The organism is Acetomicrobium sp. S15 = DSM 107314 (assembly GCF_016125955.1).
Classification (GTDB): domain Bacteria; phylum Synergistota; class Synergistia; order Synergistales; family Thermosynergistaceae; genus Thermosynergistes; species Thermosynergistes pyruvativorans.
The window spans coordinates 1-21,670 of sequence record NZ_JADEVE010000388.1; the positions used below are offsets into that span (position 1 = coordinate 1).

At 50.4% G+C, this 21,670-nt stretch carries 23 protein-coding genes and 1 pseudogene; 21 read left to right on the forward strand and 3 right to left on the reverse strand.

Annotated features, from left to right (window positions below; translation table 11 throughout):
* The 7 genes and pseudogenes from EZM41_RS14010 to EZM41_RS11230 form a co-directional block, all read left to right on the forward strand.
* Nucleotides 1-456: pseudogene (locus EZM41_RS14010) on the forward strand (DDE-type integrase/transposase/recombinase); the annotation flags it as partial.
* Nucleotides 457-642: 186 nt separating this feature from the next.
* On the forward strand, nt 643-1,491 hold the full coding sequence (locus EZM41_RS11205; RefSeq protein ID WP_232619343.1) for a MurR/RpiR family transcriptional regulator: 849 nt from the start codon (nt 643-645) through the stop codon (nt 1,489-1,491).
* 336 nt (nt 1,492-1,827) lie between these two features.
* Nucleotides 1,828-2,784, forward strand: a complete 957-nt coding sequence (locus EZM41_RS11210) for a TAXI family TRAP transporter solute-binding subunit (protein ID WP_342449309.1) — start codon at nt 1,828-1,830, stop codon at nt 2,782-2,784.
* 62 nt (nt 2,785-2,846) lie between these two features.
* Complete coding sequence (locus EZM41_RS11215; protein WP_198471157.1) at nt 2,847-3,365, forward strand: DUF1850 domain-containing protein; 519 nt, start codon at nt 2,847-2,849, stop codon at nt 3,363-3,365.
* Nucleotides 3,349-5,220 carry a TRAP transporter permease gene (locus tag EZM41_RS11220; protein ID WP_198471158.1) on the forward strand — a complete coding sequence of 624 codons (1,872 nt, stop codon included), beginning with the start codon at nt 3,349-3,351 and terminating at the stop codon, nt 5,218-5,220. The genes EZM41_RS11215 and EZM41_RS11220 overlap by 17 nt, the downstream gene beginning before the upstream one ends.
* 82 nt (nt 5,221-5,302) lie before the next feature.
* The gene (locus EZM41_RS11225; RefSeq protein WP_198471159.1) at nt 5,303-6,400 is read left to right on the forward strand and encodes an NAD/NADP-dependent octopine/nopaline dehydrogenase family protein; all 1,098 of its coding nucleotides are present in this window, start codon (nt 5,303-5,305) and stop codon (nt 6,398-6,400) included.
* A 15-nt stretch (nt 6,401-6,415) separates the two neighbouring features.
* Nucleotides 6,416-7,450, forward strand: coding sequence for an ornithine cyclodeaminase (locus EZM41_RS11230; protein WP_198471160.1), 1,035 nt, complete (start codon nt 6,416-6,418; stop codon nt 7,448-7,450).
* Between the two features lie 283 nt (nt 7,451-7,733).
* On the opposite strand, the gene EZM41_RS11235 is transcribed toward EZM41_RS11230, so the two are convergent.
* Genes EZM41_RS11235 through EZM41_RS11245 form a run of 3 tightly spaced genes read right to left on the reverse strand, consistent with a single transcriptional unit; the run spans nt 7,734 to nt 10,359 of the window.
* Complete coding sequence (locus EZM41_RS11235) at nt 7,734-8,570, reverse strand: methyl-accepting chemotaxis protein (protein WP_198471161.1); 837 nt, start codon at nt 8,568-8,570, stop codon at nt 7,734-7,736.
* Between the two features lie 10 nt (nt 8,571-8,580).
* Nucleotides 8,581-9,378 carry an MBL fold metallo-hydrolase gene (locus EZM41_RS11240; RefSeq protein WP_198471162.1) on the reverse strand — a complete coding sequence of 266 codons (798 nt, stop codon included), beginning with the start codon at nt 9,376-9,378 and terminating at the stop codon, nt 8,581-8,583.
* A gap of 6 nt (nt 9,379-9,384) precedes the next feature.
* Entirely contained in the window at nt 9,385-10,359 is a 975-nt protein-coding gene (locus tag EZM41_RS11245) for an SDR family NAD(P)-dependent oxidoreductase (RefSeq protein ID WP_232619345.1), read from the reverse strand.
* A gap of 102 nt (nt 10,360-10,461) precedes the next feature.
* On the opposite strand from EZM41_RS11245, the gene EZM41_RS11250 reads away from it, so the two are divergent.
* The 14 genes from EZM41_RS11250 (at nt 10,462) to rpsI (ending at nt 21,643) form a co-directional block, all read left to right on the forward strand.
* On the forward strand, nt 10,462-11,502 hold the full coding sequence (locus EZM41_RS11250) for a homoserine dehydrogenase (protein WP_198471164.1): 1,041 nt from the start codon (nt 10,462-10,464) through the stop codon (nt 11,500-11,502).
* Nucleotides 11,492-12,043, forward strand: coding sequence for a phosphodiesterase (gene yfcE / locus EZM41_RS11255; protein ID WP_198471165.1), 552 nt, complete (start codon nt 11,492-11,494; stop codon nt 12,041-12,043). Before EZM41_RS11250 ends, yfcE begins: the two co-directional genes overlap by 11 nt.
* Before the next feature lie 6 nt (nt 12,044-12,049).
* Entirely contained in the window at nt 12,050-12,547 is a 498-nt protein-coding gene (locus EZM41_RS11260) for a chemotaxis protein CheW (RefSeq protein WP_198471166.1), read from the forward strand.
* A gap of 10 nt (nt 12,548-12,557) precedes the next feature.
* Nucleotides 12,558-13,391: a PHP domain-containing protein gene (locus EZM41_RS11265; RefSeq protein ID WP_342449310.1), complete on the forward strand. Its 834-nt coding sequence runs from the start codon at nt 12,558-12,560 to the stop codon at nt 13,389-13,391.
* Nucleotides 13,392-13,409: 18 nt separating this feature from the next.
* Nucleotides 13,410-14,438, forward strand: a complete 1,029-nt coding sequence (ltaE, locus tag EZM41_RS11270) for a low-specificity L-threonine aldolase (protein ID WP_198471168.1) — start codon at nt 13,410-13,412, stop codon at nt 14,436-14,438.
* Nucleotides 14,438-15,811, forward strand: a complete 1,374-nt coding sequence (locus EZM41_RS11275) for a TldD/PmbA family protein (RefSeq protein WP_198471169.1) — start codon at nt 14,438-14,440, stop codon at nt 15,809-15,811. Before ltaE ends, EZM41_RS11275 begins: the two co-directional genes overlap by 1 nt.
* A gap of 88 nt (nt 15,812-15,899) precedes the next feature.
* Nucleotides 15,900-17,339, forward strand: coding sequence for an N-acetylmuramoyl-L-alanine amidase (locus EZM41_RS11280; RefSeq protein WP_198471170.1), 1,440 nt, complete (start codon nt 15,900-15,902; stop codon nt 17,337-17,339).
* A gap of 25 nt (nt 17,340-17,364) precedes the next feature.
* Nucleotides 17,365-18,018, forward strand: coding sequence for a GerMN domain-containing protein (locus EZM41_RS11285; protein WP_198471171.1), 654 nt, complete (start codon nt 17,365-17,367; stop codon nt 18,016-18,018).
* Nucleotides 18,015-18,791, forward strand: a complete 777-nt coding sequence (gene rph, locus EZM41_RS11290; RefSeq protein WP_198471172.1) for a ribonuclease PH — start codon at nt 18,015-18,017, stop codon at nt 18,789-18,791. Before EZM41_RS11285 ends, rph begins: the two co-directional genes overlap by 4 nt.
* Complete coding sequence (rdgB, locus tag EZM41_RS11295; RefSeq protein WP_232619338.1) at nt 18,757-19,347, forward strand: RdgB/HAM1 family non-canonical purine NTP pyrophosphatase; 591 nt, start codon at nt 18,757-18,759, stop codon at nt 19,345-19,347. Before rph ends, rdgB begins: the two co-directional genes overlap by 35 nt.
* A gap of 44 nt (nt 19,348-19,391) precedes the next feature.
* Nucleotides 19,392-19,625 (forward strand): preprotein translocase subunit SecG, encoded by a 234-nt coding sequence (gene secG, locus EZM41_RS11300; RefSeq protein ID WP_198471173.1) that lies wholly within the window; start codon nt 19,392-19,394, stop codon nt 19,623-19,625.
* A gap of 5 nt (nt 19,626-19,630) precedes the next feature.
* Nucleotides 19,631-20,671, forward strand: a complete 1,041-nt coding sequence (locus EZM41_RS11305; protein WP_198471174.1) for a nicotinate phosphoribosyltransferase — start codon at nt 19,631-19,633, stop codon at nt 20,669-20,671.
* Nucleotides 20,672-20,788: 117 nt separating this feature from the next.
* The gene (gene rplM / locus EZM41_RS11310; protein WP_342449311.1) at nt 20,789-21,226 is read left to right on the forward strand and encodes a 50S ribosomal protein L13; all 438 of its coding nucleotides are present in this window, start codon (nt 20,789-20,791) and stop codon (nt 21,224-21,226) included.
* Between the two features lie 18 nt (nt 21,227-21,244).
* Entirely contained in the window at nt 21,245-21,643 is a 399-nt protein-coding gene (gene rpsI / locus EZM41_RS11315) for a 30S ribosomal protein S9 (protein WP_198471175.1), read from the forward strand.
* Nucleotides 21,644-21,670 lie beyond the last annotated feature (27 nt).

Genomic DNA, 21,670 nt, shown 5'->3' on the forward strand with positions numbered 1-21,670 from the left:
AACCAATTGTGGGTGGCAGACCTAACCTATGTCGATGTACGCAGTGGGTTTGTATATGCTGCATTCGTCATAGACATATTGCTGAGATTCATCGTAGGTTGGCGAATTCTTGAGGTCTTTAAAGACGGACCTCGTACTCGATGCCTTAGAACAGGCTCTATATGCCCGGAGGGATACGAAAGGGTTGGTTCACCTCAAGCGACCATGGTCTTTAATACCTTTCCATACGCTATACGCAAAGGCTGCGCTAAGCAGGGATAGAGCCATCCGTGGGCAGTGCAAGCGATCCTTACGACAATGCCTTGGCTTAAATCCGTAATCGGTCTTAGTAAGACCTGAGGTCATCGCGAGAGCGCAGGCCGTGGCATAACCTTGAGTGACGTCGAGTTTGCCACATTGGAGTGGGTGAATTGGTTTAATAACAGCAGGCTTCTTGGAGCTATAGGAAATATTCCGCACCTCAAGCTTCGAGGAAAAGTATTACAATCTCCAGGAGATCCCAGCCGTTGTGGCTGGACTCAAATAAACGGGCCTTTCGGAAAAGCCGGGGCGGTTCAGATCGTTTATAATTTGAATCTAAAGGTAACAATGGTATCGAGGGGTGAAGAAACGGCTATGTTGAAGAACAATGGTGCAGAAGAAATGGGTGTTTTAGCCAAACTTCCTGCCCTTGCGAAAACCTCACCGACCCAGCAAAAGCGCGTTTGTGATTTCATTTTAAGCAATTTTACTCAGGCGGCTTTTATGACAGTAGCACAAATAGCAGAGGCCTCGAAAGCAAGCCCTGCAACGGTGGTGCGCACAGCGTATCGCTTAGGCTATAAGGGCTTTCGCTCTCTTCAGGAAGATCTAAAGAAGTTAGTTCTCTCTACAACTTCTCCATCTTGGCGACAATTAGAGGAATCATGGACTAGGGATGGAGGCAAAGATGTGTTGTTCGATGTCGTTGCGGAGAATCGCAAGAGCATACAAGAGATCCTAACGCCTCGTTTTCGAGAGAGTTACGCTAAAGTCATCGCGATTTTAGACGAAGCCAGCAGGATATTCATCGCGGGCTTCAGGACCACAAAGGGAATCTCCCTTTTGTTTTATTCCCTTTTGCATCAATTCCATTCTTCGGTAACGTTGGTTGGAGCATCGGGTCCAGAGAGCATGTTCGAAGATCTTTTGGACATGCAGTATGGGGACGTCTTGTTTTCGATTCTCTTAGGGCCTCGATATGCCACTCACACGGTGGATGCCACCAGGTTTGTCTGGGAAAAGGGGCTCCCCACGATAGTCCTTACTAATCAGTTATCATGTCCAGCTGTCTCCTTTGCTACAGAGGTGCTAATAGCGCCGCCCTGCGGCTCTCACTACTCAGTAGCATCAACCATAACTATTTTAGAAGCTATTGTAGTAGAGCTGGGGCGTAAGGATTACCAGAAAGCGGTGGGAAAACTAAACTATTTAAGAGATTTGCTTGCTAAGTATAAGATTACTACAATATAGCAACTTTCTCCGATCCGACTTTGATACTTCATATGTTTTGATCTCTCAGCATATGGTTAGTTTCTAACCCTTTTCCCCATCAAGATTGTGCTCATTCGTTCAGGTCTCATAGCGACTAGTAAAAATTTTATCTTTAGAGATGGCGGTCATTCGAAGTAAATGCCAAGTTGGTTATTTTTGATCTCAAGGCTTGACATTTCTGGGCATTTATGTAACCTTAGCATATGGGTGAAAATAACTGTTCGCAAATATCGTGATAATGATAGGTTATGTTTCACTCTATGTTTTAGAGGTACCAAGTTGTTTCATTATCATAACAAACAGGAGGGGTTGAAAGTGAGGAGGAGTTTACGAATTGTCGGTGTAATGGCGATTAGTCTTGTTTTCGCGTTTAGCTCATTGACGCAGGCGGTTGAGCGCCTTTCGTTGGCTACTGGAGGGACAGCTGGCACTTACTACCCTATAGGTGCCGGGATAGCTTCAATCATTTCTAAATACGTGGAGGGGGTAGAGGTTACGGCGGAGGCCACGGGAGCCTCGGTGGCCAATCTTAGGATGGCCAAAGATAATAAAGTGGAATTGTTGATGGCTGCCTCTAACACTGCTTGGGGTGCTTTTAGTGGTCATGAGCCTTTTGATAAAGAGCCGGTGAAAAACATACGCGGAATTACAGCTCTTTATCCAGAGGTTTTTCAGTTCGTAGTCCTGAAGGGCTCAGGGCTTACTAAGATAGGCGAGCTTAAGGGCAAGAAAGTAGTAGTAGGAGCCCCTGGCAGCGGCACGGAGAGAACCGCATCTATGATCCTTGAGGCTCATGGATTGACTTACAAAGATATCGAGCCGAGGTTCCTGTCGTTTGGAGACGGCATTACTGCCCTTAAAGACAGGTTGGTAGATTGTGCCGTGATCGGTGCCGGTATTCCCACATCGGCAGTCGTCGATGCCTCTGTGAGTTTGGATATTAATCTTCTTGAAGTTGACAAAGAGCCCATGGAGAAATTTATGGAAAAAGTCAGCTATTTCCGTCTCTTCACTATACCTGCTGGTACTTACAAAGGTGTAGATAGGGATGTTTTAACGGGCGCAAGTCCTGCTCTCCTTATAGCGAGGGAAGATTTGGATGAGGAAGTGGTATATAAAATCACAAAAGCCATCTTTGAGCACCTTGAAGACCTCCGAGGCATACACGCACAAGCTGACAACATCTCACTCGAGGGAGCCTTACAGGCCATGTCTATCCCTTTGCATCCGGGTGCGGAAAAATACTACAAAGAAGTTGGGTTATTGAAATAAACATTTTTCTTAAAGGAGGCGCTATAGAGCGCCTCCTTTAAGAAAAGTTGAGGGATTTAAGGATGTATAAATATTTGTTTAGGAGAATTATTTTAGCCATTTTTGTCCTGGTTGGCCTAGTTGTGTTTCTTTTACCTGTCAGCGTGCTTATAATAAAGGAGTATTCTACAGGCGCGGTACTTTTTAGAGCTTGTGTACCTCACGGGTACTCTTTTGCTACAAAGATAAGACATTCAGTTCATTTGACGCCAGTATATGAATATTTTCGTGTTGGAGCTCATGGACAACTTATAATTACAGGAACAGCCTTTAAGGACTTGGGATGGGGGGTTCCCTCGACATTTCGTCAAAATATAAAGTTTGAAAATGGATTTATGGTCGTAAATAACATAAATAAACCCATAGATTTTATTCCTTTCAGGGTAAATCTCATTGCTAAACCTCATTTGATTTTAGGTAAATTAAGAGATGTAGATTTGTTGCGATATGTAATTGATGGAGGTCGTATTGATATATCGATACAGAGAGTGCCATATATCATTTTGTTAATTAGAGGTGAAATAGATGAATTTAAGATCTGATAAAATAGGTATATCTATAGATTACAAAAATAACTCTATTGAGGATAAAATTGAAAATACTCGAGAGCTTAAAGGGTTTATAGCTAAAATTTTTACTTCTGTTGCAGTTATAATGTCTTTATACCACCTCTATTCATCAGGGATAGAAATGTTGCCACAAATACAACACAAGGCTATTCATCTAAGCTTAGCTTTATTCTTAACTTATTTCCTTTATCCAGCTGCAAAAAAACAAAGAAACAAAGTCACTAAGGTGGATCTTTTATGTGCAGGACTTAGCTTGTTAATAGGTGCTTATATAACTTTCGATTACATAAATATTGTTTATCGCGCGGGTAGTCCAAACTTTACAGATCTGATCTTGGGCGGCATTATGATTATTCTCGCATTGGAGGCAGCACGAAGGACCATGGGGTGGACGCTGGTGTTGGTGGCGCTGTTTTTTCTGGGGTATGCCCTCTTCGGTCACTTGATACCGGGTCAGCTGGGGCATAGACAATACTCAGTCTCGCGAGTTATAGAGCATATGTTCTTGACCTCAGAAGGTATTTATGGCGTTGCTATTTATGTTACCGCCACATTCGTTTTTATGTTCATGCTTTTAGGAGCCTTTCTTAGTGAGACCGGTGGAGCACAGTCGTTCATTGACCTTGCTTTTTCTCTCGCTGGCCGCTATCGAGGAGGACCTGCCAAGGCTGCAGTTGTGGCAAGCGGCTTCATGGGCACTATTTCGGGGAGTTCTTTTGCTAATGTAGCTGGGACTGGCGTGTTTACGATTCCCCTTATGAAGAGCGTAGGGTATAAGCCGCATTTTGCTGGCGGCGTAGAGGCAGCATCTTCATCAGGTGGGCAAATCATGCCGCCTATCATGGGAGCTGCAGCCTTTATTATGGCAGAAATGACAGGGATACCTTACGGACGTTTAATAATATATGCAACAGTGCCAGCTTTGCTTTATTACATTTCTGTTTTTCTAATGGTGGATTTAGAGGCGGCAAGGCTAGGCCTTAAGGGAATGCCTAAAGAAAATGTCCCCGATTTTTGGAAAACGCTTAAGAAAGGCGGATTTCTGCTTCTGGCACCTGTAATTATTGTTTATATGCTCATCGTTGGTTATTCGCCTATTAAGGCTTCTTTTGCTGCAGTGATATTTGTGATTGTAGCCAGTATGTTAAGCAGAGAAACACGTTTAACTCCAGCCAAGTTCATGTTGGCTTTGGAAAAAGGGGCCAGGACTTCACTTTCTCTCATCTCTGCGTGTGCTGTAGCTGGGTTAATTGTAGGAACAGTAACCCTTACTGGTCTTGGAACAAAATTTGCCGATCTTGTAGTGAATTTGGCGAGTGGTCAGCTTTACCTTGCTCTGTTATTAACTATGATTGCCTCTATCATTATGGGTATGGGCATGCCCACGGCAGCCCTTTATATTATTTTGGGATCCATGGTAGCGCCAGCCTTAGTTAAATTGGGAGTTCCTGTCATTGCCGCCCACATGTTCATATTTTACTTCGGATGTTATGCTGCGGTTACTCCACCTGTGGCTCTTAGCTCCTACTTAGCAGCATCAATCGCAAAGGCTGATCCTGTAAAAACGGCTTTTGCAGGATTAAGATTAGCTTCTGCTGGGCTTATAATGCCTTTTATGTTTGTGCTTTCACCTAAATTGCTATTATGGGAAGTTGGATCTGCAATAGAGGCATTTAGCGTTATTTTTACTAGTTTAATAGGGATTTTTGCCTTTGCTTCAGCCGTGGAAGGTTATTTTATGGGTAAATTAGTGCTTTACAAGCGTACATTTCTATTTGCTGCGTCATTGTTTCTTATATATCCAGGTTTGTTTACTGATACTGCATGAATCATTATAGTGGGTTTGATATTGTTATTACAATATATAGCTTCGCGTAAGGCTAACGCATGAGCAAGGAGGAAGGGTGTAGATGTCTCTCAAGGTAGCTGTTCTCGGGGCTGGCAACGGAGGATTAGCAATGGGAGCCCATTTGGCCCTAATGGGTTGTAATGTGAAGATTTATGACAAGTTTCCCGAGGCTGTTAAACCTTTACAGAAAGAAGGTGGAGTGCATCTTAAGAGTGCTTTTGTGAATGGTTTTGGGCCTTTAGAGAGTGCTACTTCTTCTATAGAAGAGGCGATTGCTGGTTGTGATTTAATTATGGTAGTAACGCCAGCCTTTGCTCATAGGGAGATTGCCCAATCCTGCGTCCCTCTGTTAAGAGATGGACAAAAGATAATACTCCATCCTGGCAGAACTGGTGGAGCCATGGAGTTTTATCATATTCTATCAAAAAAAGCCCCTGGCCTCGATGTAATTGTAACTGAGACTCAAACGCTCGTATACGCTTGCAGACGCACTGGACCATCTGAGGTTACCATATATGGCGTAAAGGAACGAGTACCCTTAGCTGCTATTCCGGCTTTTAAGACGAAGGAAGTAATTGCTTTACTTAAAGATTTCTACCCTCAGTTTACTGAAGCTCAAAATGTTCTTGAAACTAGCTTACTCAACATGGGAGCGATTTTTCATCCGACCCCTACGATATTTAACCTTGGGCGCATAGAAGAAGGCCAAGAATTTGAATATTATCATCAAGGCATAACTCCTTTAGTGGGGCGTGTTTTGGACAAGATAGACCAAGAAAGGGTGGCAATTGCCGAAAGCTTGGGGTTGTCCAACTTAACCGCGCTGGAGTGGCTTCGAAGTGTCTATGGGATTGAGATAAACAAGGGAGACGATATTTGTAGCGCCATACACAAAACAAAAGTATACGCAGGCATTATGGCACCCAAGGATCCTTATACCCGCTATCTTACCGAGGATGTCCCTATGAGTCTGGTCCCGCTTTCTGAGTTAGCTAAAATTGCGAACATCAAAACGCCGATAGTTGATTTAATAATTGAAATCGCGTCCACCATACATGAAAAAGATTACAGAAGCTCGGGGCGGACATTGGGGCGAATGGGCGTACAAGGGCTTTCAAAATATGCTCTTTTAGAATATGTAAATTCTGGAATACGATAGAGAGGTGAGAAGTGTATGAATAAAGTTGAGTTCTTATATCTAAGTCAAAAAGACGTTATTGAGTGTGGGGCTTTAGATATGGGAATGGTCATTAGCGAGTTGGAGGTAGTCTTTAAATTGCACTATCAAGGAAAGACCATCATGCCTGATAAAATGGTCCTTAGATGGGGAGATATGGACTCTGAAGCCATAAACGGACGAATCAATGCCATGGCTGGCTATATAAGTGACCCCATTAATGTTGCTGGTATTAAATGGATAGCAAGCAAGCCTCAAAATCCGATGAAATATGGGATGCCTAGAGCCTCTGCGCTCATCATTTTAAATGACCCAGAGAAAGGGTTTCCCATAGCTGTTATGGATGGCACTGTGATAAGTGCTATGAGGACGGGAGGTGTTACTGGAGTAGCAGCTAAGCGGCTTGCCCGAAAAGATTCTCGCGTATTATGTCTTATTGGGGCTGGAACTCAGAACAGAACGCAGCTTATGGCCGTAAAAACTGCTTTGCCTTCTATAGATACAGTAAAGGTTTATGATTTAAACTATGATCGCGCCAAGAGGTTTGCTCAAGAGGCATCAGAAAAATTCAATATCGACCTTTTTGCTGTAACCTCGCCCGAAGAGGCAGTGCGAGATTCGGATGTTATTGTAACCGCTACAACTGCTACATCACCCATTGTAAAACTTGCTTGGGTTAAAGAAGGGGCTTTCATATCCAACGTCGGTAACTACGAAGTTGAAAGTGAAGTTCTTAAGAAAGCCAGCAAGATAATAGTCGATGACTGGGAAAAGGTTAAACATAGAGGCGTGCAGACAAGTGCTATTCTGTTCAAAGAAGGCAAATTGAGCGATGAAGATATATACGCCAATTTAGGGGCAATAGTGGCAGGAAGCGTGGCTGGGAGAGAAAACCAAGAAGAAATCATATTTTTTAATCCAGTTGGCATGGCCATCGAAGATCTGATAGTAGCCAATAAGATTTACAAGACTGCAAGGATCCGCAACCTAGGCGTTTCTTTGCTGCTTTGGGAGCAACCGTATTGGGTGTGAGTAAAATTACTGCGGAATAAAGCATGAGTTGAACAGGTCATTGCATCCTTTGCAATCTAGCAGGGTTGTGTTTTTGAGCTACAGCTTCCTTGTTTGTTGTGTCTAGTGCGACTATGTTTAAGGTTAAAAACATAAATTTGGAGAAAAAGGTTCGTGTGCCAGGTGCAATATGCACGAACCTTTTTCTGTTTGTTCTATACTTGTGGCTTGGTGTCAAACTTGCTGAGTTGCGTAGCAGCGTGGCCAAACTGAAAAGACAGTATAATGTATAGAAGGGTGAGGGCTAAAGCTGCAGGTTGCCCAGGTTCTTTTGGGCTTTCACTATGGCCGATATGGTCTGTGCCATGGAGTCGAATTTTTTCACCGCATCCCTCATGATCTTCGTGGAATCGCCCATCTCTTCGGAAGCCACTGAAACCCCCTGACTTGCCGACTCCATGATGCCAGTCAGATTTTCTAAGAATCCTTTGTTCATGTCCAGAAAGCTGAGGAAGGAACCCATAGTGTTACGAAGCACATGAAACATCTCGCCTACGCTTTTTATATTATCCATGGTGTCCTCGACGGCTTTAGATATCTCTCCAACCCTTTGCGATATGCGCTCCGATGCATTTCGCGATTCCACGGCTAACTTCTGGACCTCCGACGCCACTACGGCGAAACCCCTGCCATGTTCTCCGGCTCTTGCAGCTTCGATGGAGGCGTTCAAGGCAAGTAGGTTCGTCTGCTTGGCGATCTTTTGGATCTCCTTGGAGATTTTTTCTATCTCCAAAAATGAGTTGAGGGTAGAGTAAGTAGAGGCCACGGTGCGATCTACATCTGCGCTCATGTTCTCCAGGTTTGTGCCGGAGCTTTCGAGCTCTTTGGCAAGGTTCATGTTCAGTTCTTTGATCTGCCCTGCGTTTTTTTGGGCCTCTTGCCTACTTTGGTCAAAGTCTTTCACGATGCGCTCGAACTCTCCTTTTAGCTCAGCGAAGCGCTGTGATATCTCGGAGAGTTCGCTCTGGACCTCGAGAACACGATGGACGAGTACTTCATCTAACTGTTCCATGAAAGAGGTCATGAGCGTGAAACCGAAGTGAGATCTGGAGAGCTTGTGAATAGCTTCTGGATGGCTCATCTCTTTCACCTTACTTTCTGACGGCCAGGGTAGCCTTTGTGCCATACCATTCCTCGATTAAGTCGACGCCGCTTTTAAGTTGGCTCAGCCATTGAAAGAACTTTCTCACGTTGTCTTTGCCTTTTATCACAGCACCATGCTGCGGGGCGACGGCTTCGACATCCCTGCTCGAAACAATATTGGCCCAAAAGTTGGATGCCTCCTGCGAGGCCATGTAGCGGCGGTGGAAGCCCTCCATGTAGCGAACGTGTTCGTCGAAGCGCTCCACAACGGGATATCGCTTCCCCGGAGGAAAGATGGCGGCGCCGATGTCGCCGCTGAACAGTATCTTCGAGACGGGATCGTAAAGCGTGTGCTGACCCGTGGAGTGGAGGAAATGTGCGGGTATGATCTCAAGCCTTTGGCCGTTCTTTAAAGTTATGACACCTCCCCTGTCTGGGATGGGGGATATGCGGCTTTGATCGAAAATGCCGAAGTGCGGCAGAAAGCGCGTCCAAAGCCCTGATATATGTACAATCGCTCGCTCGGCCATAGAAAGCCATAGCGTTATGCCGGAACTCACATCCGGATCCTGATGGGAATAGAAGATATGGGTGATACTGTCGATATTGACCATCTCGGTGACGTTAGCCAGCACGCGCGGAAACACGTGGGCCCCGCCTGGGTCGAGGAGTACGACCTCGTCGCCGCTTTGAATCAAATACTGGTTCGTTTGGACGACGCCATCTTCTTCCTGCTCCTCCCACCCTAACAGCATAAAGCGCCTGGATGCGTCCTCGTAAAGCGTCAAACTGCCCGTCTTTGCCATCGCAGATTATCCCCCTTTTAGTTCCACTCTCTCCTCAAATACGAGCGGCATCTCCGCAAAGTATATTGCTGTCTCCCTGAGCCCTTCGGCGAGCGGTGTGACTTCGCCTAATCCCAACTCTGCTTTCATGTTTTTTACATCCGCCGCGCTGTATCTGATGTCGCCAGGGCGCGGAGGCTCAAAGACCGGAGTCTGAGTTACGCCTATTATCGAAGAGATGAGCGCATATAACTCGTTGATGGATACAGCTACGCCAGATGCGACGTTAAAAACCCTTCCTCCGAGCTTGTGCGATCTTTCGGCTGCGGCTATGAAGGCTCGGGCTACATCCCTCACGAATATGAAGTCGCGCATCTGGCGGCCGTCGCCGTAGATCTTGACTTCCTTGCCCGTAGTTAAGGCCTCAATGAAGCGCGGAATGACAGCTGCATATTCTCCATTCGGATTTTGCCTCGGGCCGTAGACGTTAAAGAGCCTCAAGCCTACCGCGCGCACCTTCCAGGCGCGGTGCGCCATGGATGCGTATATCTCGTCTATGAGTTTCGTTGCCCCATAAGGAGATTGCGGGGCAGGCGGATCGTCTTCTTTAAGGGGCTTTGTGCCACCCTCGCCATAGACGGCAGACGAGCTGGCATATACTATAGGAAAACCTTTTCTTCTAGCGATGTCGAGGAGCCGAAGCAACGGGGTGACGTTTTGTTCGTGGCACGATAGAGGGTGCTCCATCGACATGGGGACAGACACCATGGCGGCCAGATGAAAGAGCGCGTCTATGCCCTCTGTTAGCTCTTCGAGGATAGCGCTATCCGTCACGTCTCCCTCTACGAACGAGAAGCGCCTTCCCTTGAGGTGCGAAACATTATCGCGACACCCCGTAGAGAGATTGTCGAAGCAAGTGACACGCCAACCTCTTTCGACGAGAGCCTCGCACAAGTGCGACCCTATAAACCCAGCTCCGCCAGTGACCAGAGCGTGAGGCATCGTCACAAATCACCCGCCTCCGTGGTATTATACAAAAATATAGCGAATAATTGCGCTAAAATTATAACCCACGCAGATGTGCAGTGGCAAGGGGGAGGGGCTTTGAGGGTTTTGCTTTTGGGTTTTGGCAATGTTGGCCGACAGTTCTGCGAAATGTTATCTGTCAAAGCCAACTTCCTAAAGGCGAATTATGGTTTGGAAGTGTGTGTCGTAGGCGTGGCTACGCGCCACAGGGGCAGCGTTTGTGCCGCAAACGGCCTTCCCGTCGAGGGACTTTTGAAAACGGAAGAAGAGACAGGGCGCGTGGACGTCTGGGAACAACCGTATAGCGTAGGGCAGAGCGTGGACGAGCTTTTGGAAAGCTGTGACTACGACGTTTTAGTGGAGTGTACCTCACCGAACATAGAGACCGGCGAACCAGCGGCGGATTATATCCGCAAAGCCCTAAGGGGTAAACATCACGTAGCAACATCGAACAAAGGCCCCTTGCTCTTTCATTTTCATGAATTGACGGAGATCGCCGCCGTGAATGGCGTGTATTTCCTTTACGAGGGCACCGTTATGGCCGGCACGCCCCTCTTTTCCTTGGCGAGATGTGGCCTTGCCGGTAGCAGGATACGCCGTTTTGAGGGGATTATAAACAGCACGACCAATTACATGCTCACCCTCATCGCCGCCGGATCTTCGTTCGACGAGGCCGTGCGCGATGCCCAAAGGCGTGGCTATGCTGAGGTTGATCCGACGCTGGATGTAGATGGATGGGATGCGGCAGCCAAGGTTATCATTGTGGCTCAGGCGATTTTAGGGATGCCAGTTGTCGGTTTTCGCTCCGTCGCAGTAGAGGGGATACGCGGTATAACGCCGTATATGATGGATGATGCCCGCCGCAGAGGTGTGTGCATAAAGCTCGTCGCGAGGGCTTCGCTCGACGAGGAACCGTCCATTTCTGTCAAGCCCGAGGCTGTACCCTTTTCTCACCCGCTCGCGAGCGTCGAAGGAATAAACAACGGGGCTCTGCTGCTCTCTGATACAATTGGAGAAATTAGCATAATCGGTCCAGGCGCCGGAGCCAGGGAGACGGCGAGCGCCCTCTTGAGGGATTTAATAGCCATAGAGATGGGGGGGAAAGTGCTTGAAAGGTAGAGTGGCGATCATTGCCGATACCCATGGTAGCATCACGGCTTGGGAAGGGGCCTGCGCTGTCTGGGGAGCTGTTGATGCTATATTCCATGTGGGGGATGTGCTCTATCATGGCCCGAGGAATCCCATGCCCGATGGGTACGATCCGAAGGTGTTGGCGGAGGAAATCAATGCTTCCACCACCCCCGTATTCTTGGTTAGGGGCAATTGTGATGCCCCAATTGACGAAGTGCTGCTAAAATGGCCGGTGAGTGCCCCTCTGCTCGTTTCCTGGTGGAACGGGAGACTTCTGCTCTTCTCTCACGGCGAGGATCCGGAGGCGTTCAGGGAGAAGGCTATCCTCTGCGGTGCCACAGTGGCCGTATCGGGACACACGCATTTGGCCTCTATTAAGAGAGAGAGGAACGTCATATTCTTAAACCCGGGTTCTGCGAGCCTTCCCAAAGGAGAGCTTCCTCCGTCGGTGGCTCTCCTGGACGATGAAGGCATAGCTATATTCTCTCTCAGTGATGGAAGTAGACTATTATATGAGCCTTGGAGGTGAAAATCCTTGCCAAAGGACGACGAATACGGTCAAGAAATCGTTATATTGGTTTTCGATCTGCTCGGCGAACAATACGCGCTGGAAGTCGAAGATGTGCGCGAGATTGTGCGGATTTCCGAGCGGATAACGAGGGTCCCCAATGCGCCTCCTTATGTGCGAGGCGTGATCAACCTGCGCGGCACCGTGATACCCATCATGGATGTCTCTCTGAAGCTGGGGGGGGAGGCTTTGGAGTTGGGGACGAGGTCGCGGATCGTCGTGGTTGAGCACAGAGACGTTGCCTTCGGTGTCATCGTAGATGGAGTAAGAGAGGTGAGGGTGATAGAAAAAGGACAAGTAGAGCCGGCCGATTCGGTAGATTCGAGCATATCAAGGGAATACTTGAAGGGCGTGGCCAAGATCGACGACGGACGGCTGATAGTCCTTTTAGACATCGCCGGCCTCTTCGAAATCGAGTCCTTCTTGGGAGAGCAGGAGGTAGCGGAAGGGGGGGCATCGCGCTGAGGCTTTTATGATGCGCGTCGATCTTCACCTCCACAGCAATTGCTCTGATGGTACCCTCTCTCCGGGGGATCTCGTTCAGCTGGCGAAGGATCGCGGTGTAGTTGTGATAAGTCTCACGGATCACGACACCACTGAAGGGCTCGATGAGTTTATGCGAAGCTGCGAACGCGCTTCTGTGCATGGCATAGTAGGCGTAGAGCTGTCCGCCGACGCTCCTTACACAGTTCATATCTTGGGCTATCGTTTCCGCCGCGATGATGCTTTCTTGGAAAAGTATTTATCATCCCTCCGGGAATACAGAGACAAGCGCAATGCGGCGATCTGCAAGAAGCTCAATCAACTCGGCATAGAGATCTCGTTGAAAGAGGTGGAAGCTGAGGCTGGAGGTGAAGTGGTGGCACGACCCCATTTCGCCCGTGTGCTGGTCAGGAAAGGATACGCGCCGGACTTGCACAGCGCTTTCAGGCGCTTCTTGGCCAAAGGTGGGCTTGCTTATGTGCCGAGGGTCCGCTTTTCTCCCATCGAGTGCATCGACCTCATTTCGAAGAGCGGGGGCGTATCCGTGTTGGCTCATCCTGGCGAAATCGATGCCGGAGATGAAGAGTTTTTTCGTATCCTTAGGGAACTTAAGGCCGCTGGGTTATGGGGACTCGAATGCTACTCGGCTCACCACAAGGGAGAGGATGTGTTCCGCTTTCTGAGGTTGGCAGATGAATTGGGACTGCGTCCCACTGCCGGGAGCGACTTTCACGGAGAAAACCGCCCAGGCGTCGATATCGGTATTGCGATACCAGATGAAATCATTCCATGGGACGAATTGGGTATAAATTTAAGAAGAATTTAAATTTTGGGAGGCAAGGCGATGTATATAGATCTTAGAAGCGATACGGTCACAAAACCCACGCAGAAGATGAGGGAGGCCATGGCAAATGCCGAAGTGGGCGACGATGTATACGGCGAAGATCCGACGGTTCGCGAGCTCGAGGAATATGCCGCCGATCTTACCGGGCATGAGGCGGCCCTCTACGTCACGTCTGGGACTATGGGTAACATTGTTTCGCTCTTGACGCATTGCAAGAGAGGAGACGGCGTCATAGTTGGGCGGAGGAGTCATATCTATACCCATGAGGGGGGAGGTATGGCGACCTTGGGAGGCATCGTTCCACTCGTGGTGGGCGACAACGATGGCATTCCTATGCAGGATGAGATAAAAGCTGCATGCAGGCCGGAGAACGTCCATTTTGCCCCCGCCGTCCTTTTGTGTCTCGAAAACACGCACAACAACTGCGGTGGCGTCGCGATAAGCGTAGAAAGTTTTGCCAAGTCGGTGAGTGCGGCCAGAGAGAAAGGTTTAGCTGTGCACCTGGACGGAGCCAGGCTCTTCAACGCTGCCGCCGCTTGGGATGTGGAAATAAAGGCCTATTCTTCCGTCGTGGATTCGGTGCAGCTCTGTCTCTCAAAGGGGCTCGGCGCGCCGATGGGGTCGCTTATATGCGCCTCGAAGTCGTTTATACATGAGGCGAGAAAGTGGCGGAAGCGAGTGGGAGGAGGTCTGAGACAAGCCGGAGTGGTGGCGGCCGCCGGCATGATCGCCCTTCAAGAGATGCGCCTGCGCATCGGGGAAGACCACGAGAAGGCCTCACTTTTGGCGAAAACGCTGGAAGATGGCGGCCTCTACGTTGAACCAGTGAGCAGGAGGACGAATATGGTATTTTTGGGCCTTCCCGAAGACGGCCTATCTGCTGATGAGCTGTCTTGGCGCTGCAGGGCGAGGGGCGTTCTCTTTAACGCCTCTTCCGAGAAAAGAGCCCGCCTGGTGACCCATTACGATGTCTCCTTTGAAGATGTGGGCAAAGCGGCCCGTATAATACTTGAGGAGGCTTTTCACTGATGCTGCATGCCTCGCGCCGGGATGTAGAAGCTTTGGTCGCCTGGACCATCGACGAGGCCAAAAAACGCGGCGCCTTCGGTGCAGACGCGATATACCTCCGCGGTGGGAGCTCGCATTTGGTCATGCGAGACGGCAATATAGAGGATGACGTCACCGGCGGCGCAAACGCTTTGAGCCTGCGGACGCTCGATTCCGCTGGTCACCAGGGAATAGCATACGGCAATGCCTTCGATCGGGCAGACCTGCTAAGCTTGATAGAATGGAGCCTATCTAATTGTCGCAATGCCAAGGACGACCCATATGTGGCTCTCTTCTCTGGTGCATCCTGCGGATGCGAATGCGATAACGATGCCCTGCGGTTGGAAGACCCTGTCATCTTGAGCGGACTCCCTCGTGATCGGCGTTTGCGCATTTGCAGAGAGATGACGGAACTGGCCTCCTCTTCGGATAAGAGGCTCCTTTCGGTTCGAAGCGCGGCCTGGAGCGACGGATGGGAAGAGGCATTTTACGCCAATAGCGTCGGGGTAGCCGCTTGGCGAAGGGAGACTTTCGCTTCCTGCGGCGTGGCTGTACTGCTCCAAGAGGGAGACAGCGTGGAGATGGGAGGCTATGACGACGAGAGCCACTTCTTCTCCGCGCTGGATCATGCTTTTGTGGCGGAGCGCGCTGTTAAAAAAACCGCTTTAGTCTTGGGGGGAAAACCGGTGCCGACCGGGCGCTACACTCTACTTTTGGATCCTGAGGCGACATCGTCGCTGCTCGCTATAGCGGGGGAGCTCTTTTGCGCCTCTCGGATTCATAAGAACAGGTCCCTTTTGAAGGGAAAGCTTGGCCGACAGATCGCCTCTCCGTGCCTTTCACTCGTCGATGACGGCAGGTTGCCAGGCGGTATGGGAACAGCTTTCTTCGACGACGAGGGAGTGCCTACGAGGCGCACTTGCCTCATGGAGAGCGGAAAGGTCAAGGGGTTTCTGTATAATATAAGGCACGCCAACGAAGATGGAGCGACATCCACGGGCAATGCCTCCAGGGGGATGGCTTCGCCCCCCGATGTGGATATTACGAACCTCTACCCTATGCCTGGCGAGCGCTCTCAGGCAGAGCTTGCAGGCGAGATTGGGCGCGGGCTGTACGTAACGGAGATGATGGGCTTGCATACCGTGGATTCGGCGAGCGGCGATTTCTCTTTAGGGGTGAAAGGCGCACTGATAGCGGACGGCGAGATCGCATCCCCTGTCGCGGAGACTACTATAGCGGGGAACATCCTCGAGTTGCTAAAGCATGTCGTCGTTTTGGGAAACGACCTGAAGTTCTTCGGAAGCGTAGGCGGATGCTCTATGGTGGTGGAAGGAATTGCGGTGGCGGGCAAGTAGAATAGCTCTTGTGAGCTTGATATTCTTTGCGACTGCGTTACCTCTCTGGGGAGCTCAGGGCTGGAGGCTCTGGGAGGGAAACCAAATCGTGGGAGACATAGAGGTGCGGGAGCGCGGGAAGGAGACCCTGGCTCCCGTAGATGTAATGGGTGAGCTTTTGGGGTGTTCTGTGACTTTGGATGAGGATTCGCTCGTGCTCGAAAGCGGCGGCTCGTGCCTTGAGTTTGTAAAGAACGCCTCGGCGGCCAGACTTAACTCTCAGATCGTGCCTCTCCCCTCCGTAGTGCTCGTCGAAGAGGGACATTGGTGGGCGGAGGCGAAGTCTGCGGTTAGGGTCTTTTCCCGCTTCCTTGGCCGAGAATACAGATGGGCCGGCGTCGTGGAGATATCTTCTGATGGTAAAAGCAAAAGTGCCGTTACACCAGTGCAGGTCCAACCCAAAGAAGGACCTCAAGCGCCGCTGCCCGGCGCTTCTCCGAAATTGACCCTCTACGGCTTGCGCTGGGGCAAGCCCGGAGAGCAGATAAGGGCCGTAATAGATCTGTCCTCGCCGTTGTGGCCACAGGTGAGGGAATCGGAGGGAAAGATCGAGCTCGTCTTCGGCGATGCAGACCTGCAAGGGTTCGACAATCCTGACAATCCCTATACCTCCTCGATAAAGGTTTCTTCTGTTAAGTCCGGGAACAGGGCAGTGCTCTCCTTTCTCTACGAGGATGGGGTTGTCAAACATTTCCCTCTTCTCGACCCGCCGCGATATGTGGTGGATTTTTATTTAAGCGAAGCGGATAAGGCCAAGCCATTGACGCCTGCTGCACCGAGACCGGTTCAATCTGCGCCCGTTCGGGTTGCCCCGCAAGGCAGGCCTGTCGTGGTGTTGGATGCTGGTCACGGAGGCAAGGATCCGGGCGCTACGGCCAACGGCCTCAGGGAGAAGGAGATAAACCTATCCGTAGCGAAGAAGGTCGCCTCCATATTGAAGGACAAGGGATTCGAAGTTCGTTTGACGAGGTCCGATGACAGGTACCTTAAGCTGAACGAGCGGACTGAGATGGCCAACAGATACAACGCAAGCGTTTTTGTGAGCCTTCATTGCAATGCCCTTCCCGCTGGCAGACAGGCTAAGGGGTTTGAGATTTATTTAATGGCCCTTCCCACCGATAAAGACGCCTTGCAGCTCGCAATATTGGAGAACCGAGAATTGGAAGACGGGAGCCTATCAGTAGAGGCCGCCGACAAAAAGACGCGGATGCTTCTTCAAATATTGGGCGATATGGAGCAGAATGCGAAGATCGTGGAGAGTACGTCTTTTGCGGAAGTATTGCACAGATGCACTTCAAATAAAGGCATATCGGTGCGCAGGGTGGCTCAGGCTCCCTTCTTCGTTTTGAGGGGCGCGGCCATGCCCGCTGTTCTGCTCGAAATGGGATATATTACCAACTCGAGCGAGGCTAAGTTGTTGTCGAGTCCGTCTTATCAGCAGAAGCTGGCAAGTGCCATAGCTGATGGTATAGAATCATATCTGCGCTGAGCGGTAGACGGAAAGGAAGGTGGAGATGGTAGAAGAGATTGATCGCCCCGATGGAAAAAGTGAGTTGCCCAGGCGTAGTGCTGCGGCGGCAGAAAGGGAGCGTCCAAAAAAAGCGCCTTGGCCGATGAGGATCGCAGCATGGGCTGCTGTTATTTTGTTGTGCTTTTCGCTCGGTTATTTCGTTACCGATCTGGCTGTGCGTTTCTTCTTGGGAAGGGCAATTTTTGAGACGCCTCAAGGGGCTCAAACTGACGTTGGCGAGGGCGATGGATCCTTGGTGCAAGTCGAAGTAGCTTTATACGTGCCTAAAGACGGGGAGCTTGTGGAAAGCAGCTACTCTTTCCTGCCCAGCATAGCAGAAGAGGATATAGCCAAGACGATAGATCGCTTGTTGACTCTCTTGGCTCAAGAGAAGCTCGTGGGCAGAGAGTCTCGCGTGTTGCACGTTTTCAGGAGAGGCGAGATGCTTTACCTCGATCTCAACGCGGCGTTTTATGATTCCATCAAAAGCCTACAGGCGGATAGCGCGCTGCTCGTCGTTACGAGCATTGTGCGCACTGTGGTAGACAACTTCAGACCGCTACAGCAGGTGCGCTTCTTGGTCAACGGGAGGGAGGTTACCGAGCAGTTGCCCGTGGACATGTCTGTGCCATGGCAGCTCGCATCGCCTGAACGATGACATCGAGAGTTGACGGCAGGGCTTTAGACCAACTCAGACCTGTGCGGATTGAGAGGGGTTTCAACCGTTACGCTGAGGGTTCTGCCCTGGTGTCTTTTGGGGATACGAAGGTCATATGCACTGCGTCGATTGAGGAGAAGACCCCTCAGTTTCTCCGCGGCAGCGGCAAAGGATGGGTAACCGCGGAATATGCGATGTTGCCGCGCGCTACGGCTTCGCGCACTCCCCGAGACGTGATAAAAGGGCAGGTAACCGGGCGTAGCCAGGAGATCCAAAGGCTCATCGGGCGCAGCTTGCGGGCTGCGGTGGTTTTGCCCAAGTTGGGCGAGCGCACCATATGGATAGATTGCGATGTGATTCAAGCAGATGGAGGAACGCGAACGGCCGCCATAACCGGAGGGTTTGTGGCCCTCGTGGATGCCTTGCGCTGGCTTTGGCACGAAGGGAAGCTCATGTGCATACCCGTTGCTCACTTCGTCGCAGCAGTCAGCAGCGGTGTAGTAGATGGAAGATTGATGCTCGACCTCTGCTTCGAGGAAGATAGCAAAGCATCCGTCGATTTCAACGTCGTCATGAATGAGGTGCTTCAGTTCATTGAGATGCAGGGAACGGCAGAGGAGGGCGCCTTTGCGAGCGATGATTTGTATTCCATGCTGGATTTGGCTCGGCGCGGAATAGAGGAATTGATAAAAATTCAAGAAAAGTCGCTTCAGCTCTCGTCGGAGGAGTGGAAAGCCGTTGAAATTGCAGGTAGTCTTCGCCAGCAGCAATGAGCATAAATACGAAGAGATGAAAAGGTTGTTTGAATGGACGAACATCGAGCTGCTCTTCGGGTTGGAGGTCCTTCCGAAGGGTCTTGATGTCGAGGAGAGCGGGAAGAGTTACGCCGAAAACGCCTTGATTAAGGCGAGGGCCTGGAGCGAAGGCACAGGCATGCCTGCCATGTCCGATGACAGTGGGTTAGAGGTTGAAGCGCTCGACTGGAGGCCTGGCATCTTCTCTTCGAGGGTGGCCGAAAATGACGAAAGCCGCATTCGTCGACTGCTTGATGAGCTGGGTCGCAGGGAGAACAGAAGGGCCCGCTTTGTGGCAGCCCTGAGCTTGGTTTTGCCCCAAAGAGCTCAGGTGTGGATAACAGAAGGTTTTTGTTGGGGTAAAATAGCCTTCGAACTTTCCGGCAGTTTTGGTTTCGGCTATGACCCGGTCTTTGTGCCTATAGGCTACGAGGCGAGCTTTGCTGAGCTCGGTCCAAAGGCGAAGAGCCTCATCTCTCACAGGGCTGTGGCGGCCCGTGCTCTTTCTCAATTGCTTTCATCAGGCGGATTTTAGTTTGTTTTATCCGATAAAGGCATTATCGAAGGGAGGTTTTAACGATGAGGATTTTTCTTATGGTCATTCATGTGATATCCTGTACTGTTTTAATTGCTGTTATATTATTACAGCATAGAAAAGCAGGGGGATTTTCGGGCATCTTCGGCGGCGGCACCCAGGCTGATATGTCAGGGGGACAATGGCAGAGGTTATCGATGCTGAGCAAGGCGACCGTCATCTTGACGGGCGTGTTCATGGCGACATCTCTCTTGTTAGTGATCGTCGGATCCAGGTGAGGCCCATGGTCAAAAGGCTTGAAATACTGGAGGAAGTGCACGCCTTGCAAGTTTCTCCCGAGCGCCCCTTTGCGAGCGCCACTCATGAGGAGATCATGGCAGGCCACACGACCGATGTCTATTTTGTAAAGACGATCGATATATTGCGAGCCTGCGGCAAGCTCGAGGTGCCAGTGGTGGCGGAGATTTTCCCTCGGTACGACGGCATATTCGCAGGGCTCGACGAGGCACTAAACCTGTTAAAGGGGTCGAAAGTGGAAGTCTATGCCTTGCCTGAAGGGACGCCTTTCAAAGCGAAGGATGTGGTTTTTCGCATCCATGGGCCTTACAACGCCTTCGGCATATATGAAACGGCCATTTTGGGTATATTGGCCAGCTCGAGCAGCTGGGCAACAGCTGCTCGAGAGTGTGTAGAGGCAGCCGACGGCAGACCGGTCCTCTGTTTTGGTGCGCGGCATGTCCATCCAGCCGTGGCACCTGTAATGGAACGCGTCGCAGTGGCCATAGGCGGGTGTTCGTCCGCCAGCTGTATACTTGGAGCCAAACTGGCGGGGATAGAACCGCAAGGCACTATTCCTCATGCTGCTATTTTGATAGTGGGCGATACCGTCGAGCTGGCCCTCTTGTACGACAAATGCATCCCTGAAGAAGAAGCGCGCACCATATTGGTGGACACGTTTAAAGACGAAGCTGAAGAGTCACTTCGGGTTGCAAGGGCCTTGGGCGGCAAACTTGCCGGCGTAAGGCTCGATACGCCTGGGGAACGGGGAGGTGTAACACCGGAACTGGTGCGCGAAGTGCGATGGCGGCTCGACAAAGCTGGCTTTATCGATGTCAAGATTGTAGTCTCGGGTGGGCTTTCTCCCAATCGCATCAGAGAGCTGGCCCAGGCTGGAGCCGACTTCTTTGGGGTCGGAAGCTATATAGCCCATGCCAAGGCGATCGACATGACGATGGATATAAAGATGGTCGATGGAATGCCGAGAGCTAAAAGAGGGCGACTTCCCGGCATCGTCGAAAATCCGCTTTTGCACCGTGTTCTCTGATCTCAGGCGCCGTGCTGGTACAACCTTTAATGTGGAGTTGACAGAACGGGGCGCCCTTTATAGAATAGTCAAGCCTCGCTTTGTGCGAGTTTTTGCTTTTGATAGGAGTGAAGAATCGTGATAGGCAGCCGTACTTACGTAGCCAAAAGGGAAAACGTGGAGCGCAAGTGGTATGTGGTGGATGCTAAGGATGTCCCCCTGGGCCGCTTAGCCGTGTTTGTGGCTCATATACTTGCCGGGAAGCACAAACCGACTTATACTCCCCATGTGGATTGTGGCGATTTCGTGATCGTTGTCAATGCCGACAAAGTCAAGTTGACCGGCAAAAAGGCAGAGAGGTCCGTCATCTACAGCCACAGCGGTTATAAGGGCAGTCTAAAAGCCACATCTTTGGGGACGATGCTCTCAAAGCGGCCGGAACGCTTGGTGGAGCGCGCCGTCAGAGGAATGCTCCCGCGCAATCGTCTTAGGTACGATCGGAAGTTAAAAGTCTACCGTGGGCCAGAGCATCCTCATGCCGCTCAAAAGCCCGAGCAGCTTCGGCTCGAAGCTTAGAGAAAGGAGGTAGAGTGCGTGCCGCTATCTACGCCCTATTATTGGGGTACTGGCAGGAGAAAGACTGCCATAGCTCGTGTGCGATTGCGTCCTGGAGAGGGGCAGGTTCTGATAAATGGTAGGCCTGTGAAGGAGTATTTTCCCCGTGTCGCTTGGCAGCTTCAAGTATTAGCCCCTTTGAAGACGGCCGGAGTTGAGAACAGGGTGGATGTCTTGGCGCAGGCCAAAGGCGGAGGCCTTACCGGTCAAGCCGGGGCAGTACGTTTAGGAATAGCCAGAGCCCTCATCAAGCTCAACCCAGATTTGCGCCCGGCGCTCAAGAAATCTGGCATGCTCACGCGCGACCCGCGCATGGTTGAGCGCAAAAAATTCGGCCTTCGCAAGGCTCGTGCAATGTACCAGTACTCGAAGCGTTAATGAAGAGCGTTTAAAAAGAGGCGGGGG